The sequence below is a fragment of the Pseudomonas sp. 1 genome, from assembly GCF_056626735.1.
The window spans coordinates 125,130-139,383 of sequence record NZ_JBWXMQ010000001.1; the positions used below are offsets into that span (position 1 = coordinate 125,130).

At 61.8% G+C, this 14,254-nt stretch carries 13 protein-coding genes and 1 pseudogene; 6 read left to right on the forward strand and 8 right to left on the reverse strand.

Annotated elements, in window-relative coordinates; translation table 11 throughout:
• Positions 1 to 55: 55 nt before the first annotated feature.
• The 4 genes from AC1MDC_RS00545 (at position 56) to AC1MDC_RS00560 (ending at position 4,207) form a co-directional block, all read left to right on the forward strand.
• Positions 56 to 838, forward strand: coding sequence for a sugar phosphate isomerase/epimerase family protein (locus AC1MDC_RS00545; protein WP_480392254.1), 783 nt, complete (start codon positions 56 to 58; stop codon positions 836 to 838).
• Positions 831 to 1,796, forward strand: coding sequence for a sugar kinase (locus AC1MDC_RS00550; protein ID WP_085696042.1), 966 nt, complete (start codon positions 831 to 833; stop codon positions 1,794 to 1,796). Before AC1MDC_RS00545 ends, AC1MDC_RS00550 begins: the two co-directional genes overlap by 8 nt.
• A 122-nt stretch (positions 1,797 to 1,918) precedes the next feature.
• Positions 1,919 to 3,217, forward strand: coding sequence for an MFS transporter (locus tag AC1MDC_RS00555; RefSeq protein WP_085702008.1), 1,299 nt, complete (start codon positions 1,919 to 1,921; stop codon positions 3,215 to 3,217).
• Between the two features lie 21 nt (positions 3,218 to 3,238).
• On the forward strand, positions 3,239 to 4,207 hold the full coding sequence (locus AC1MDC_RS00560; protein WP_480392255.1) for a 2-hydroxyacid dehydrogenase: 969 nt from the start codon (positions 3,239 to 3,241) through the stop codon (positions 4,205 to 4,207).
• A gap of 143 nt (positions 4,208 to 4,350) precedes the next feature.
• On the opposite strand, the gene AC1MDC_RS00565 is transcribed toward AC1MDC_RS00560, so the two are convergent.
• The 5 genes and pseudogenes from AC1MDC_RS00565 to AC1MDC_RS00585 all read right to left on the reverse strand — a co-directional run bounded on the left by AC1MDC_RS00565 (position 4,351) and on the right by AC1MDC_RS00585 (position 9,782).
• Positions 4,351 to 5,538 (reverse strand): pyridoxal phosphate-dependent aminotransferase, encoded by a 1,188-nt coding sequence (locus AC1MDC_RS00565; protein WP_480392256.1) that lies wholly within the window; start codon positions 5,536 to 5,538, stop codon positions 4,351 to 4,353.
• A gap of 41 nt (positions 5,539 to 5,579) precedes the next feature.
• On the reverse strand, positions 5,580 to 6,443 hold the full coding sequence (locus AC1MDC_RS00570; RefSeq protein ID WP_480392480.1) for a methyl-accepting chemotaxis protein: 864 nt from the start codon (positions 6,441 to 6,443) through the stop codon (positions 5,580 to 5,582).
• Positions 6,438 to 7,205, reverse strand: a pseudogene (locus AC1MDC_RS00575) (MCP four helix bundle domain-containing protein); the annotation flags it as partial. The pseudogene AC1MDC_RS00575 and the gene AC1MDC_RS00570, both read right to left, overlap by 6 nt.
• Positions 7,206 to 7,427: 222 nt before the next feature.
• Complete coding sequence (locus AC1MDC_RS00580) at positions 7,428 to 8,567, reverse strand: glycerate kinase (protein ID WP_480392257.1); 1,140 nt, start codon at positions 8,565 to 8,567, stop codon at positions 7,428 to 7,430.
• Positions 8,568 to 8,657: 90 nt separating this feature from the next.
• Positions 8,658 to 9,782: a sugar diacid recognition domain-containing protein gene (locus AC1MDC_RS00585; RefSeq protein WP_480392258.1), complete on the reverse strand. Its 1,125-nt coding sequence runs from the start codon at positions 9,780 to 9,782 to the stop codon at positions 8,658 to 8,660.
• A 170-nt stretch (positions 9,783 to 9,952) separates the two neighbouring features.
• On the opposite strand from AC1MDC_RS00585, the gene AC1MDC_RS00590 reads away from it, so the two are divergent.
• Positions 9,953 to 11,263, forward strand: a complete 1,311-nt coding sequence (locus AC1MDC_RS00590; RefSeq protein ID WP_480392259.1) for an MFS transporter — start codon at positions 9,953 to 9,955, stop codon at positions 11,261 to 11,263.
• Positions 11,264 to 11,454: 191 nt separating this feature from the next.
• On the opposite strand, the gene AC1MDC_RS00595 is transcribed toward AC1MDC_RS00590, so the two are convergent.
• From AC1MDC_RS00595 to AC1MDC_RS00605, 3 genes are all read right to left on the reverse strand, one after another.
• Positions 11,455 to 11,826, reverse strand: coding sequence for a DUF6124 family protein (locus AC1MDC_RS00595; RefSeq protein WP_085696035.1), 372 nt, complete (start codon positions 11,824 to 11,826; stop codon positions 11,455 to 11,457).
• Positions 11,827 to 12,183: 357 nt separating this feature from the next.
• Positions 12,184 to 12,549 (reverse strand): VOC family protein, encoded by a 366-nt coding sequence (locus tag AC1MDC_RS00600; RefSeq protein WP_480392260.1) that lies wholly within the window; start codon positions 12,547 to 12,549, stop codon positions 12,184 to 12,186.
• Positions 12,546 to 13,250, reverse strand: a complete 705-nt coding sequence (locus AC1MDC_RS00605) for an SDR family oxidoreductase (protein WP_480392261.1) — start codon at positions 13,248 to 13,250, stop codon at positions 12,546 to 12,548. The genes AC1MDC_RS00600 and AC1MDC_RS00605 overlap by 4 nt, the downstream gene beginning before the upstream one ends.
• A gap of 99 nt (positions 13,251 to 13,349) precedes the next feature.
• Between AC1MDC_RS00605 and AC1MDC_RS00610 the strand changes: the two genes are divergently transcribed.
• Positions 13,350 to 14,249: a LysR family transcriptional regulator gene (locus AC1MDC_RS00610; RefSeq protein WP_480392262.1), complete on the forward strand. Its 900-nt coding sequence runs from the start codon at positions 13,350 to 13,352 to the stop codon at positions 14,247 to 14,249.
• The last annotated feature ends 5 nt before the right edge of the window (positions 14,250 to 14,254 follow it).

Here is a 14,254-nt window from a genome sequence, read left to right on the forward strand (position 1 = left end):
ACAACTTGATGTTTTTTTTGAACAAAAATGAAACCGGTTTCAGAGGTAGATAACAATGAATAAACCTGCCGTTTCCATCAGTTTGTCCAGCTACGGCGCCGACCTTGTTCGCCAGCGTGGCCAGGCTTCATTCATCGAAGTGCTGGCCAGCGCCGGCGCCAATCGCATCGAATGGCGCGAAGAACTGCTGACCAATGAAGTCCCTGGACAACTCGCCGCCGCCACGCAAGCTCAAGGTCTGCAAAGCATCTACTCCTCGCCCACCGAACTGTGGCTCGCCGGTCAGTCGCGGCCCAATCCCGAACTCATCACCGCGTTGCACAACGCCGAAGCGTTCGGTTCGAAGTGGCTGAAGGTTTCCCTTGGCTTTTTCACCGACAACAACGATCTGCAGACCCTCGCGCAAATCCTCTCGCAAAGCCCGGTGAAACTGCTGGTGGAGAACGATCAGACCCTGCAAGGTGGTCGCATCGAGCCGTTCCAGCGTTTCTTCGCCGCCGTCGAACAACACAGCCTGCCCATCAAAATGACTTTCGATATCGGCAACTGGCAGTGGCAAGACCAGTCCGCCAACAGCGCTGCACGACTGCTGGGCCGCCACGTCGGTTATGTGCATTGCAAAGCCGTGGCCCGCCGTGCCGACGGCAAACTGGTTGCGGTTCCGCCGGCCGCCACCGACCTGCATCTGTGGGAACAACTGCTGCGGCACATGGCCCAAGGGGTCATGCGCGCCGCCGAATACCCGTTGCAGGGCGAGGACCTGGTGCAACTCACCACCGAACACGTCGCTGCCCTTGCCCGCCTCGGCCAATCCCGCCTGGAGCCTGCTCATGTCTGAGATCGATATTCTGTCGTTCGGTGAAACCATGGCCATGTTTGTCGCCGAACAGAGCGGTGATCTGGCATTCGTCGATCAGTTCCACAGGCGGATTGCCGGGGCCGACAGCAACGTGGCCATCGGGTTGTCCCGGCTGGGTTTCAACGTTGCCTGGCTGAGCCGGGTCGGTGCCGATTCGCTGGGACGATTTGTCGTCGAGACCCTGGTTCGCGAAGGACTGGATTGCAGCCATGTGGAAGTCGACAACGCGCACCCGACCGGTTTCCAGCTCAAGTCGCGCAACGATGACGGCAGCGATCCGACGGTCGAGTACTTCCGTCGGGGCTCGGCGGCCAGTCATCTGTCGCCGCTGTCGATCACTCCGACGCTGCTCGCCGCCCGGCATCTGCACGCTACCGGCATTCCGCCGGCGCTTTCGGCATCGGCCCGGGAAATGTCCCGTGAATTGATGACCCACATGCGCAACGCCGGGCGCAGTGTGTCGTTCGATCCGAACCTGCGCCCGAGCCTGTGGGCCAGCGAGCGGGAGATGATCACCGAGATCAACCGCCTCGCCGCCCTCGCCCACTGGGTGTTGCCGGGGTTGAGTGAAGGTCGCTTGCTGACCGGGTTTGAAGACCCGGCGGATATTGCTGCGTTTTACCTCGATCAGGGTGCCGAAGCCGTGGCCATCAAACTCGGGCCGCAGGGCGCCTACTACCGCACGCATCTGGATCAGGGGTTTGTCGCCGGTGTGCCGGTGGCGCAGGTCGTGGACACGGTCGGTGCCGGCGATGGATTTGCGGTGGGGATGATCAGCGCCCTGCTGGAGCATCAGAGCTTTCCCGAAGCGGTCAGACGTGCCAACTGGATTGGCAGCCGTGCGGTGCAGAGCCGTGGCGACATGGAGGGTTTGCCGACCCGATCCGAACTCCCTGCTGATCGTTCCCACGCTCCTGCGTGGGAATGCAGTCCGTGACGCTCTGCGTCACATGGGACGCGGAGCGTCCCCGTAGGCATTCCCACGCAGAGCGTGGGAACGAGCATGCAATAAACCATTGAACCTGCTGCGACAAAAACAACAAGCTCAGGAGCAAGACCATGAAAACCGCAACCCTCGCCACCCGCCGCTGGTGGTACATCATGCCGATCGTGTTCATCACCTACAGCCTGGCGTACCTGGATCGGGCCAACTACGGCTTCGCCGCCGCCTCCGGAATGGCTGAAGACCTCATGATCACGCCGGGCCTGTCCTCGCTGCTCGGCGCGCTGTTCTTCCTCGGGTACTTTTTCTTCCAGGTGCCCGGCGCGATCTACGCGCAAAAGCACAGCGTGAAGAAGCTGATTTTCGTCAGCCTGATTCTCTGGGGCGGGCTCGCCACGCTGACCGGTGTGGTCTCCAACGCGTATTGGCTGATCGTCATCCGCTTCATGCTCGGCGTGGTCGAAGCGGCAGTGATGCCGGCGATGCTGGTCTATCTCTGCCACTGGTTCACCCGTGCCGAACGTTCGCGGGCCAACACCTTCCTGATCCTCGGCAACCCGGTAACGATGCTCTGGATGTCGGTGGTTTCGGGCTATCTGGTGCAGCACTTCAGCTGGCGCTGGATGTTCATCATCGAAGGCTTGCCGGCGGTGCTCTGGGCGTTCATCTGGTGGAAACTCGCCGACGATCGCCCGGCCCAGGCCAAGTGGCTCAACGACCAGGAAAAGCACGATCTGGAAAGCGCTCTCGCCGCCGAACAAGTCGGAATCAAAGCGGTGAAGAACTACGCCGAAGCCTTCCGCTCGCCGAAGGTGATCATTCTGGCGCTGCAGTTTTTCTGCTGGAGCATCGGCGTCTACGGCTTCGTGCTGTGGCTGCCATCGATCCTCAAGGCCGGCGCGCAGATGGACATGATCGAGGCCGGCTGGCTGTCGGCGTTGCCTTATCTGGCGGCAGTGATCGGCATGCTGCTGGTGTCGTGGGGCTCGGACAAACTTCAAAAGCGTAAACGCTTCGTCTGGCCGCCATTGCTGATTGCCTCGGTGGCGTTCTACGGCTCCTACGCTTTGGGCGCCGAGCATTTCTGGTGGTCGTACACGCTGCTGGTGATTGCCGGCGCCTGCATGTACGCGCCTTACGGGCCGTTCTTCGCCATCGTCCCGGAGATCCTTCCGGCCAATGTGGCCGGTGGCGCCATGGCGCTGATCAACAGCATGGGCGCCCTCGGTTCGTTCGGCGGTTCGTATCTGGTCGGTTACCTGAACAGCTCCACCGGTTCGCCCGGCGCTTCGTATCTGCTGATGAGCGGCGCGCTGATGCTCTCGGTAGTGCTGACGATTTTTCTCAAGCCCGGCGCCAGCGACCGGGTGACGGCCAAGCGCGGCGCACCGCGTCCGCTGCCGGCCCATTCCTGAATTGATAGAGAGATGACTGCGATGAAAAAGCAGGTTGTGTTGTACAAGAAACTGCCGCCGGCGCTGATGGCGCGTCTGCAAGAGCAGGTTGATGTAACGCTGATTGACAGCCTCGACGCCACTGGCCTGATGAAACTGCGCGACGCCCTGCCGGGCGCCCACGGCTTGCTCGGCGCCAGCCTGAAACTGGACGCGGCGCTGCTCGATCTGGCGCCGAAGCTCGAAGCGATTTCCAGCGTGTCGGTGGGCGTCGACAACTACGACATCGACTACCTGACCCGGCGCAAAATCCTGCTGACCAACACCCCGGACGTGCTCACCGAAACCACCGCCGACACCGGATTCGCCCTGATATTGGCCACGGCCCGGCGCGTGGTTGAACTGGCGAACATGGTGCGCGGCGGGCACTGGCATCGCAGCATCGGCCCGGCGCATTTCGGCACCGACGTGCATGGCAAGACGTTGGGCATTATCGGCATGGGGCGGATCGGCGAAGCGCTGGCGCAGCGTGGGCATTTCGGGTTCGGGATGCCGGTGATCTATCACAGTCAGTCGCGCAAACCGGCGGTCGAAAAACGTTTCGATGCGCAGTACCGCAGTCTGGAGGAGTTGCTGCGACAAGCGGATTTCATTTGTCTGACGTTGCCATTGACCGCGCAGACTGAAGGTTTGATCGGCGCCGAACAGTTTGCGCTGATGCGCCCCGAAAGCATTTTCATCAATATCTCGCGGGGCAAGGTGGTGGACGAAGCCGCGATGATCGACACCTTGCGGCATAACCGGATTCGCGCGGCGGGGCTCGATGTGTTCGAACGCGAGCCGTTGAATCATGACTCGCCGTTGTTGCAGTTGAACAACGTGGTAGCGACGCCGCACATGGGCTCGGCAACCCATGAGACGCGCGAGGCAATGGCGCGGTGTGCGGTGGAGAACCTGTTGGCGGCGTTGGCGGGTGAAAGGCCCGCCAACCTGGTCAATCCCCCACGTTGATCGTTCCCACGCTCTGCGTGGGAATGCAGCCCGGGACGCTCCGCGTCCCTTCCAGAGCTGGAACGCGGAGCGTCCCTTGAGGCATTCCCACGCGGAGCATGGGAACGATCGGTGTAGTTGCTTGCGCGTGGGAACGATCGAGGTCAGGCACTTCGCAGTTGCAAAAGCTGCGCAGCGCACAAGGCGATCCGCGAACACGCATCCGCCAGCTTCACCCGATCCACCACCAACCCGATGCGAATATGCCCCGCCGCACTCGGCCCGAACGCCTCCCCCGCCAGCACCGAAACGCCATACCCTTCCAGCAGCCGCTCGGCAAAACCCTGCGCGCCGAGCCCGGTCTGGCGCACGTCGACCATCACGAACATCCCGCCATCCGGTTTGATCGGGTACAACCCCGGACAGTCGTGCAAGCGTTCGCACACCAGATCCCGGCGCAACCGGTATTCCTCGCGCATCTGCGTCACTTCCGGCAGATCCTTCTCCAGCGCGATCTGCGCTGCTTTCTGCACAAAATCCGGCAGACCGAACAACATGCTCAATGACAGATTCACCAGATGCTCGGCCAACGGTTTCGGGCCGATCATCCAGCCGATCCGCCAACCGGTCATGGCATGGGATTTCGACAGGCTGTTAATGGTGGCGGTGCGCTCGGCCATGCCCGGCAGGCTCGCCGGGCTGACGTGCTGGCCGTCGTATAACAATTCGCTGTAGACCTCATCGCTGATCAGCCACAGGTCATGACGGATGCACAGCGCTGCCAGCTCCTGCCAGATCAGCAACGACAGACTGGCGCCGGAAGGATTGTTGGGGCTGTTGAGCAACATGGCCCGAGTCTTCGGGGTGATCCGCGCTGCGACATCTGCCGGGTCGACACGAAAACCGTTTTCCGGACGAACCGGCACCGGCACCACGATTGCGCCGCAAGCACCGAATACCCCTTCATAAGTCACGTACATCGGCTCGGCGACGATGATTTCATCGCCCGGATCCAGCAGACATTGCGCCACCGAATACACGGCGCATTGCGCGCCGGGCAGCACAATCACATGATCAGCGTCCACATCCTGGCCACTTTTTCGCCGATGGCGTTCGGCAATCCGTTTGCGCAGCGCCAGCCGGCCGCGCACTTCGGAATAATGGGTATCGCCCGCCAGCAGGCTGTCAATGGCGCCGTGGATGATCGGCAAGGGTGTGTCGAAATCCGGATCACCCACCGACAGCAGCAACACATCGACCCCTTCGGCGCGCAGCTCCAGCGCTCGGTCGTGAATCCGCCAGGCCGCTGCTCCCTCCCCGGCGATTCGTTGGGTCAAGGCTGAATAGCGCATGTACGTCTCCTGATTGCGCGGTCTCCAGCCTACACCCTAGGTCAAATCACAAACCGCGCCACCATCGCATTCAAATCCACCGCCAGACGTGACAGTTCGTGGGTCGCGGCGCTGGTCTGGTTAGCGCCGGCGGCTGATTGCGTAGCCAGATCGCGGATATTCACCAGGTTGCGGTCAACCTCGCGGGACACCTGTGCCTGCTCTTCCGAAGCGCTGGCGATCACCAGATTGCGCTCGTTGATCTGGTGAATCGATTGCGTGATCTGTTCCAGCGCAACGCCGGCGGCACGGGCCATTTCCAGCGTCGTCTGGGTGCGCTGGTTGCTTTGCTGCATCGACTCGACCGCTTCGCCCGTGCCGTTCTGGATGCCGGCGACCATTTTTTCGATTTCCTGAGTCGATTGCGCGGTGCGATGAGCCAGGGCACGAACCTCGTCCGCGACCACGGCGAAACCGCGCCCGGCTTCACCGGCACGGGCCGCTTCAATGGCGGCGTTGAGTGCCAGCAGGTTGGTCTGTTCGGCGATGGCGCGAATCACGTCCAGCACCTTGCCGATGTCACGGCCCTGAGCCGCCAGGCCTTCGATCATCTGTGCGGTGTTCTGCACGTCATGGGTCATGGTCTGGATCGCGTCGACGGTCTTCACCACCTGATCACGACCTTCGCGGGCGGCGTGAGTCGACTGGTTCGACGCTTCGGAGGTCGACACCGCGTTGCGCGCCACCTCCTCCACCGCAGCGGTCATTTCGTTGACGGCGGTGGCAGCCTGTTCGATTTCGTCGTTCTGCTGTTGCAGGCCACGGGACGCTTCTTCGGTCACGGCGCTGAGTTCTTCGGCAGCGGCACCCAGTTGCGTGGCGGAGCCGGCGATCTGTTCGATGGTCTTGCGCAGGTTGGCCTGCATCGCGGCCAGGGCTTCAAGCAGGCGCGCCGGCTCGTCCTTGCCGTCGACTTCGATGGGTTTGGTCAGGTTGCCGTCGGCGATGGTTTGGGCGGCAGCGACGGCGCGGTTCAGCGGGGTGACGATGCTGCGGGTCAGCAGCCAGGCCAGCACTACGGTCAGCAACGCGGCAATCACGGCCACCACAATGATCCCGGTGATCGCGCCGCTGTACTGGTCACCGGCCTGGGACGACGCTGTTTTCGCGTCGGCCGAGTTGATCGCAATCAGTTGGTTGAGCTGTTCGCCCATTTTGTCGGTGCCATCCTTGATCTTCGTGTTGATCAGGGTACGCATCTCATCGACCTTGTCCTGGCGCGACAAGTCGATCATCTGGTTTTGGGCTTGCAGGTAATTGTCGAGGGTCGTCGCGAATGTCTGATACAGCGCGCGTTCTTCCGAACCGGCCGGCAGTGCCGCGTAACTCGCCTGGGCGGTACGTACCTTGTCCACCAGCACGCCGATGCGGGTCTGGGCTTCCTGCAAGCCGGCAGAGTCGCGGTTGACCAGAATGCGGAACGAGAGAATGCGCAGTCGCAGGACGTTTTCCGTCACTACGGCGAGTTGAGTGACGCTGGGCAACTGTGTCGACTCCATCTCCAGGGACGCCTGACGGATGATCGACATGCGATTGACGGCGAACACGCCGAGCACGATCACAAGCAGAGCAATAAAGGCAAAACCGAGGAAAGCACGGGGCGCGATATTCAGATTACGCAAGGACATAGGAGGACTCTCGGATGATTGAAACTACGAGCGTCCATGCCGTGATCACTGGCCCATGGGGGCGGGCTTCAGTCCGGCGTCACTGTTTTTGGAAGTGTTGTGCGCCTGATTTCTTTATCGGCCAGGCTTGAGGAAGTTTGCGGGTAAAGAGGAAATATTTTTCAAAGTGTTGCAGGTGTTTCAGCGGTGAAACACCCGTCGTTTTAGATGATGAGTGACACGTCAGTCCGGGGTTGCCATGCTCCAGACGCGCGCAATGTCTGTCGCGCGTTCGCGCAACAGGCGCGGCGCTTCGGCGCAGGCTTGTTCGAGTGTCATCGGGCCGCTGGTGACGGCGAAAGCTGCGTCGATGCCGTGCTCGTAGAGTGCCTGATAGCCCTCACCCAACGTGCCTGCGATGACAATGACCGGCACGCCGTGTTGCTTGGCGACCCGTGCAACGCCAAACGGGGTTTTGCCGCGCAGGGTCTGGGCATCGAAGCGCCCTTCTCCGGTGATCACCAGATCGGCGCCTTTCACGGCTTGCGCCAGACCGACCAGTTCCGCGACCACTTCAACCCCGGCCTGAAACCGTGCGCTGAGGAATGCCTTGGCGGCAAAACCCAGCCCACCCGCCGCACCGCTACCCGGCTCGTCCCGAACATCCTTGCCCAGCGCTTGCGCGCAGAGTCCGGCGAAATGACCGAGGGCCTGATCGAGTTGCTGCACTTGCGCCGGTGACGCGCCTTTCTGCGGACCGAAAATCGCCGAGGCGCCATGGGGGCCACACAGCGGATTGTTGACGTCGGCGGCGATGTCGAAGCGCACCTGTGCCAGACGCGGGTCAAGTTCGCTGAGATCCAGTCGTGCGAGTTGCGCCAGCGCCAGACCACCCGGCACCAGCGATTGCCCTTGAGCATCCAGCAGTTTCACGCCCAGCGCCTGCATCGCGCCGGCGCCGCCGTCGTTGGTGGCGCTGCCGCCGATGGCCAGAATCACCCGTTGTGCGCCCGCATCCAGCGCGGCTCGAATCAGCTCGCCGGTGCCGAACGTGCTGCTGATGCACGCATCGCGTTGACCCGGCGGCACCAGTTGCAGGCCGCTGGCTTCGGCCATTTCGATGATTGCGGTGTGGTTATGCGGCAGCCAGCCCCATGCGGCTTCGACCGCCGCGCCCAATGGGCCGCGTACACGGGTGCGGCGCAACTCGCCCTCGCAGGCGTCGAGAATCGACTCCACCGTCCCTTCGCCACCGTCGGCCATCGGGCATTTGACCAGCGTCGCCTGCGGCCAGACCTGCGCCACGCCCAGCGCGATGGCTTCTGCAACGCCTTGGGCACTCAGGCTGTCCTTGAACGAATCGGGGGCGATGACGATTTTCATGCGAATTCTCCAGTTCCAATGCCCTCATGCTGCCAGTCGCTTGGAACGTTGACGCCTGTCCGCTGCACAAGTGGCGCGGGCGTTTATTGTTCATTTCGACAAATCGTCGGTCTGCGGCAGCAATTGCACCCCGAGATACAGCGCCAACATGCCATCGAGCTTCAATGGATCGACCCCGCTCAACTCGGCAATCCGCTCCATCCGGTAACGCAGGCTGTTGCGGTGAATCCCCAGCGCATCGGCGCAGGCCTGACTCTGGCCGTCGTGGTCGCACCAGCTGCGCAGGGTCGCGAGCAACTGGCCGTTGCTGTCCTTGGCGATGACCTTGCGCAACGGTTTGAGCAGTTCATCCAGCGCATCATCGTTGCGATGGCGCCAGAGCATCACCGGCAAGCGGTAGCGATTGAGGGTCAGCAGTCTTGAGTGCGGCAATACTTCTCGGCCATAGGCGAGCAAATCGCCGACCCGCCGATAGCAACGGCGCAACCCGGCCAACCCATCGGCCTGCCCGCCGACGGCGATGCGCAGGATGTTCCAGCCCAGGCCATCGAGTTTTTCCAGCAGGCGATCATGCTCGACGTTCTGACTCGCCGGCCGGCACCACAGCAGCGACGACTTGGCCGAACTTACGCACCAACTGTCGGGATAGCGCGACATCAGCCAGGCACTCAGTGCCTCGACGGTTTGTCCAGACCCGTGTTCAAGTCCCAGCTCAAACAGATACGGCACCCGCTTCAGTTGCGGTTTGAGCCCGAGTTGCTGGGCCTCGTCGACCAGCCTTGGCGAATCCCCCGCCTCGCTCAGCAACAACGCAAGCAAGTCATCGCAACGTTGCCGTCGCCATTGCTGTTCGGATTGCTGGTTGCGCTGGCCGACCAGCATTTCGGCGGTCATGCGCACGAGCTCGGCGTAAGTGCGCAGTTGCTCTGGCTCGCCGGTAATGCCGAGTACGCCGATCAAACGCTGATCGAGCAGCAACGGCAGATTGATCCCCGGCTGCACGCCTTTCAGATGCACGGCGGTCTGCGCGTCGATCTCCACCACCCGCCCGTTGGCCAGCACCAGTTGCGCGCCTTCGTGGCGGGTGTTGATCCGCTCCGGCTCGCCGCTGCCGAGGATCAGGCCCTGACTGTCCATGACGTTGACGTTGTACGGCAAAATGGCCATGGCCCGGTCGACGATGTCCTGGGCGAGGTCGTGGTCGAGTTCGAACATAAGGGGAAAATCCTTGAAAACAGGCGCGGACGGTTGTTCACCCGCACAGGGTCTGCCGGCAAACCCTGTGCTCAGGCACAAAGACAATCCGGCCAAAGGTGGCCGAGACTCTCAGGGCGATCAACGTTACCCTTTGCATCGCAAAAAATCATAATAAAGAGAGAGCCGCCATGTCGCAGAGCGCCGCTGCCGCCCAGACCATCGCTGACGATAAAAATGCCGTCTACAAACGCATCACCCTGCGTTTGATCCCCTTCATCTTCATCTGCTACCTGTTCAACTACCTCGACCGGGTCAACGTTGGATTCGCCAAACTGCAGATGCTCGACGCGCTGAAATTCAGCGAAACCGTGTACGGCCTCGGTGCCGGTATCTTCTTCATCGGCTACGTGCTCTGCGGCGTACCGAGCAACCTGGCGCTGACCAAGTTTGGCCCACGGCGCTGGATCGCGCTGATGATGATCACCTGGGGCACGCTGTCGACCTGCCTGCTGTTCGTCACCACGCCGACCCAGTTCTACACCCTGCGCCTGTTCACCGGCGCAGCCGAGGCCGGGTTCTTCCCGGGCGTTGTGCTGTATCTCTCGCAGTGGTTCCCGACCTTCCGCCGTGGCCGGATCATGGCGTTGTTCATGTCGGCGATCCCGGTGTCCGGCCTGCTCGGCAGCCCGTTTTCCGGCTGGATCCTCAATCACTTCGCTGCGGGCCAGGGCGGTCTGGCCGGCTGGCAGTGGATGTTCCTGCTGCAAGGCATTCCGACCGTGGTGCTGGGCGCACTCGCCTACTTCCTGCTCAGCGACAACTTCGCCGCTGCCAAATGGCTGACCCCGCACGAGCGTTCGGTGCTGGAAGCCGATCAGGCGGAAGACCTGGCAAACAAACCGAAAACCACTTCCGATTCGCTGATCGCCGTGTTCAAGAACCCGGCGATCTGGGCCTTCGGCCTGATCTACTTCTGCATCCAGAGCGGCGTTTACGCGATCAACTTCTGGCTGCCGTCGATCATCAAGAACCTCGGCTTCAGCGACAACCTGGTGATTGGCTGGTTGAGTGCGATTCCTTATCTGCTGGCCGCCGTGTTCATGCTGGTGGTCGGGCGTTCGGCGGACTTGCGCAAAGAACGTCGCTGGCACTTGGTGGTGCCGATGCTGATGGGTGCGATCGGCCTGCTGATCGCGGTGAACTTCGCGGCCAACCCGCCGATTGCGATCCTTGGTCTGACCATTGCGACCATGGGCGCGCTGACCGGTCTGCCGATGTTCTGGCCGGTGCCGACAGCGATGTTGAGCGCGGGGGCTGCAGCGGGTGGTCTGGCGTTGATCAACTCCATGGGGCAGATGGCTGGATTCCTCAGTCCTTATCTGGTGGGTTGGGTCAAGGACAGCACCGGCTCGACCGATGCGGCGTTGTATCTGCTGGCGGGTGTGATTGTTGGCGGGAGTCTGCTGGCGTTGCGGATGACGCGGACGTTGCGGGCTTAAGCCTTAGTCGAAATACAGAAACGGCCCATTACGGGCCGTTTTTCATTTAGATCGTTCCCACGCTCCGCGTGGGAATGCCTCAAGGGACGCTCCGCGTTCCAGCTCTGGAAGGGACGCGGAGCGTCCCGGGCTGCATTCCCACGCGGACGGTTCGACGCCTCGACGTGGGAACGATCAGGCTAAGGATCTGGCTACAGCGGCGCTTCAGCCTTCAGTTCCAGATTATCCAGCGCCCGATTCACCGCCAGTTCCCCCAGCATGATCAGTTGCGCGATCCCCAGCAGCACATGCCGATGCGAGCCGTCCACCAGGCCGGCGAAGTCGGTTGCCATGATTTTGGCCGAGGTCAGGGTTTCGCAGGCATCGGCCAACAGTTCTTCGCTCGGGATACCGGGGGCGATGAGGTAGCGAGTGTTGGGTTTGAGCAGCGGCTTTCTGGGGAGCAGCGGATTGAGGTAGTGATCGAGGGCGCGTTCGGCAGCTTCGTGGAATTTCTTGGAATCGAGGGTTTCGTAGGGCGAGGTGGTGTCGGCTTCGGGTGGGTTGGGTGTTGGTTTGATCACGTTTGAATCTCCAAATCAGAAAAATGGAGCCATCAAACTTCGCTACCAAACGAAGAGGTGGTGGCCATGCACGGGTTGGTAGACCGGTGACTTGGAGAACCGGCGCGCTCGAAAGCGCCCCGCGCATGGCCACCATAAAAGCACGGACGGATAAGCGTCCGAATACGGTGAGTTGCGCAACAAGTCAGAACCGGGCTACCAAACCCCATCGCTGTTTTTCAGCGACGAGATAACGATAAAACCCGGCCTATAAGCGCACAAGCCGGCGGATTCTGGCGCAGTTGTAGGCAACGGCGCAAGGTTGTGTAGCCTGAGGTGCGTGTCTGAACGTGTCCTTTAAACGCCACGATTAAACGCTCACAAGATCCCCGTTTTTGCATCCAGTTCCAGCACCAATCCCCCCGGCATCTGCACAAAAATCTGCCAGATCCCGTCCTCCGGCACCTGCGCCACCTGATACGGCAACCCACTCCCCTGCACCCGTTTCAAAACCACCGCCGCGTCTTCATCCGTACGAAACGCAATATGACTCAACGTCGCCTCATCCTGCGCCGGCTGCTCGATCACATGCACCAACGCCTCCCCATCCTGATACAACCACCGCCCGGGAAACGGAAACGGCGGTCGCCGCCCCGGCGTCAATCCCAGCAATACATTGAAGGCGCCCTGAATCGGTTGCCCGTCCGGCGCATTGAACGCCAGGTGATCGAAGTGCCAGGTCATAACAATCCACCTCCGTCGACATCGATGATGCTGCCGCTGATAAAGCCGTTTTCCATGACCAGCATAAACGCGGCTGCCAGATCCTGCGGCGTGCCGATCCGGCCTACCGGCAGCGCCGCCGAGTTGCGGGCGAACATAGCATTGCGCTGGCTTTCGTCCATGCCGGCGTAGGCTTCGGTGTCAGTCACGCCGGGGCTGATCACGTTGACCCGACGCGGTGCCAACTCCTTTGCCAGTTGTTTGGCGAGCGATTCAAGCGCGGCGTTCAAAGTGGTCTTGATGAACTGCCCAGCGACAAATTTGCGCGACAACAAACCCGACGTCAGGGTGATGCTGCCCCGCTCGCTCAGGTACGGCAGCGCCGCTTGAATCGCGCGCAAGGTGCCCCAGAATTTCACGTCGAAGGCCTGCTGCGCTTGAATCAGATCGCTGTCGGCCAGAGGCTTGGCGCTGACGTTCGGCCCGGCGGTGATCACCAGATGATCGAGGGCGCCAATGCGTTCGAACAGTTGGCGCAGCGAGGCGTCATCGGTGACATCGGCAGTTTCGTGACGGACACCATCATGGATTTCGGACGTTTCAACACGGCGCCCGACCGAATAAACACGGGCGCCTCGTTCAGCGGCGTTCGACGCGACGGCGGCGCCAATGCCGCTGCTACCGCCGATGACCACAACAGTCTGGTTGTCGAATGGTTTCATGAGAGTTCTCCGGTGGGCTTGAGGAGATTGCATCTTCCCCGGTTGCCAATCGCAGAAAAATCCCGGTAAATCGGAAGGATCTTTAAAGGATTTTTACCAATGAGCTCGATTCTCGATCTTGAGATCTTCGTCCGCACCGCCGACTCCGGCAGCATTTCCGCCGCCGCCCGGGCGCTGGAGCTGACCCCGGCCGCCGCCAGCATCGCCTTGAAACGCCTGGAAACCCGCCTCGGCATCCGCCTGTTCGCCCGCTCGACCCGCAGCATGCGCCTGACCGAAGAAGGCCGGCGCTATCTGGAAAGTGTGCGCCTGGCACTGGCCACATTGGCCGAGGGCGAACAGGCGCTGAAGCAACAGACGGAAGGCCTTAGCGGCGTGTTGCAACTGGCGGCGCCGTCGGACTTCGGGCGCAATGTGTTGCTGCCGTGGCTGGACGATTTCAAGCGCGAGCACCCGCACATTCAACTGCAATTGCTGCTCAACGACCGGCATGCGGATCTGTTTCGCGAGACGGTGGATGTGGCGCTGCGCTTTGGCGTGCCGAGTGATTCGACGCTGGTGGCGTTACCGATTCTGCCTGAGCACCGGCGCGTGGCCTGCGCCAGTCCTGCGTATCTCGAGCGTCACGGCACGCCGCAAAATCCTGCCGAATTGAGCGAGCACAGCGCCCTGCTCTACCTGCGCAACGGCCGTCCCTACAACACCTGGCGCTTCCATCGCGAGGACGAAACGGTCGAGGTCGAAGTACGCGGCGACTACCTCAGCGACGACGGCGAAGTGGCCCGCCGCTGGGCGCTCGCCGGGCACGGCATCGCCTACAAAGCCTGGCTCGACGTGGCCGAAGACGTGCGCGCTGGGCGGCTGGTGACGCTGTTCGATGACTGGCACGGCGAGAACGTGCCGTTCAATCTGCTGTGCCCGCATCGGGTGCAGGTGTCGGAACGGGTGAAGGTGTTGCAGGCGTTTTTGCGGGTGCGTTGCCGAGCGCTCAGCCGATGACATCC

Bases quoted from the DNA above. Each gene is read 5' to 3' on its own strand.
- AC1MDC_RS00545 (WP_480392254.1), top strand. From the start codon at position 56: ATGAATAAACCTGCCGTTTCCATCAGTTTGTCCAGCTACGGCGCCGAC.
- AC1MDC_RS00550 (WP_085696042.1), top strand. From the start codon at position 831: ATGTCTGAGATCGATATTCTGTCGTTCGGTGAAACCATGGCCATGTTT.
- AC1MDC_RS00555 (WP_085702008.1), top strand. From the start codon at position 1,919: ATGAAAACCGCAACCCTCGCCACCCGCCGCTGGTGGTACATCATGCCG.
- AC1MDC_RS00560 (WP_480392255.1), top strand. From the start codon at position 3,239: ATGAAAAAGCAGGTTGTGTTGTACAAGAAACTGCCGCCGGCGCTGATG.
- AC1MDC_RS00565 (WP_480392256.1), bottom strand. From the start codon at position 5,538: ATGCGCTATTCAGCCTTGACCCAACGAATCGCCGGGGAGGGAGCAGCG.
- AC1MDC_RS00570 (WP_480392480.1), bottom strand. From the start codon at position 6,443: ATGCAGGCCAACCTGCGCAAGACCATCGAACAGATCGCCGGCTCCGCC.
- AC1MDC_RS00580 (WP_480392257.1), bottom strand. From the start codon at position 8,567: ATGAAAATCGTCATCGCCCCCGATTCGTTCAAGGACAGCCTGAGTGCC.
- AC1MDC_RS00585 (WP_480392258.1), bottom strand. From the start codon at position 9,782: ATGTTCGAACTCGACCACGACCTCGCCCAGGACATCGTCGACCGGGCC.
- AC1MDC_RS00590 (WP_480392259.1), top strand. From the start codon at position 9,953: ATGTCGCAGAGCGCCGCTGCCGCCCAGACCATCGCTGACGATAAAAAT.
- AC1MDC_RS00600 (WP_480392260.1), bottom strand. From the start codon at position 12,549: ATGACCTGGCACTTCGATCACCTGGCGTTCAATGCGCCGGACGGGCAA.
- AC1MDC_RS00605 (WP_480392261.1), bottom strand. From the start codon at position 13,250: ATGAAACCATTCGACAACCAGACTGTTGTGGTCATCGGCGGTAGCAGC.
- AC1MDC_RS00610 (WP_480392262.1), top strand. From the start codon at position 13,350: ATGAGCTCGATTCTCGATCTTGAGATCTTCGTCCGCACCGCCGACTCC.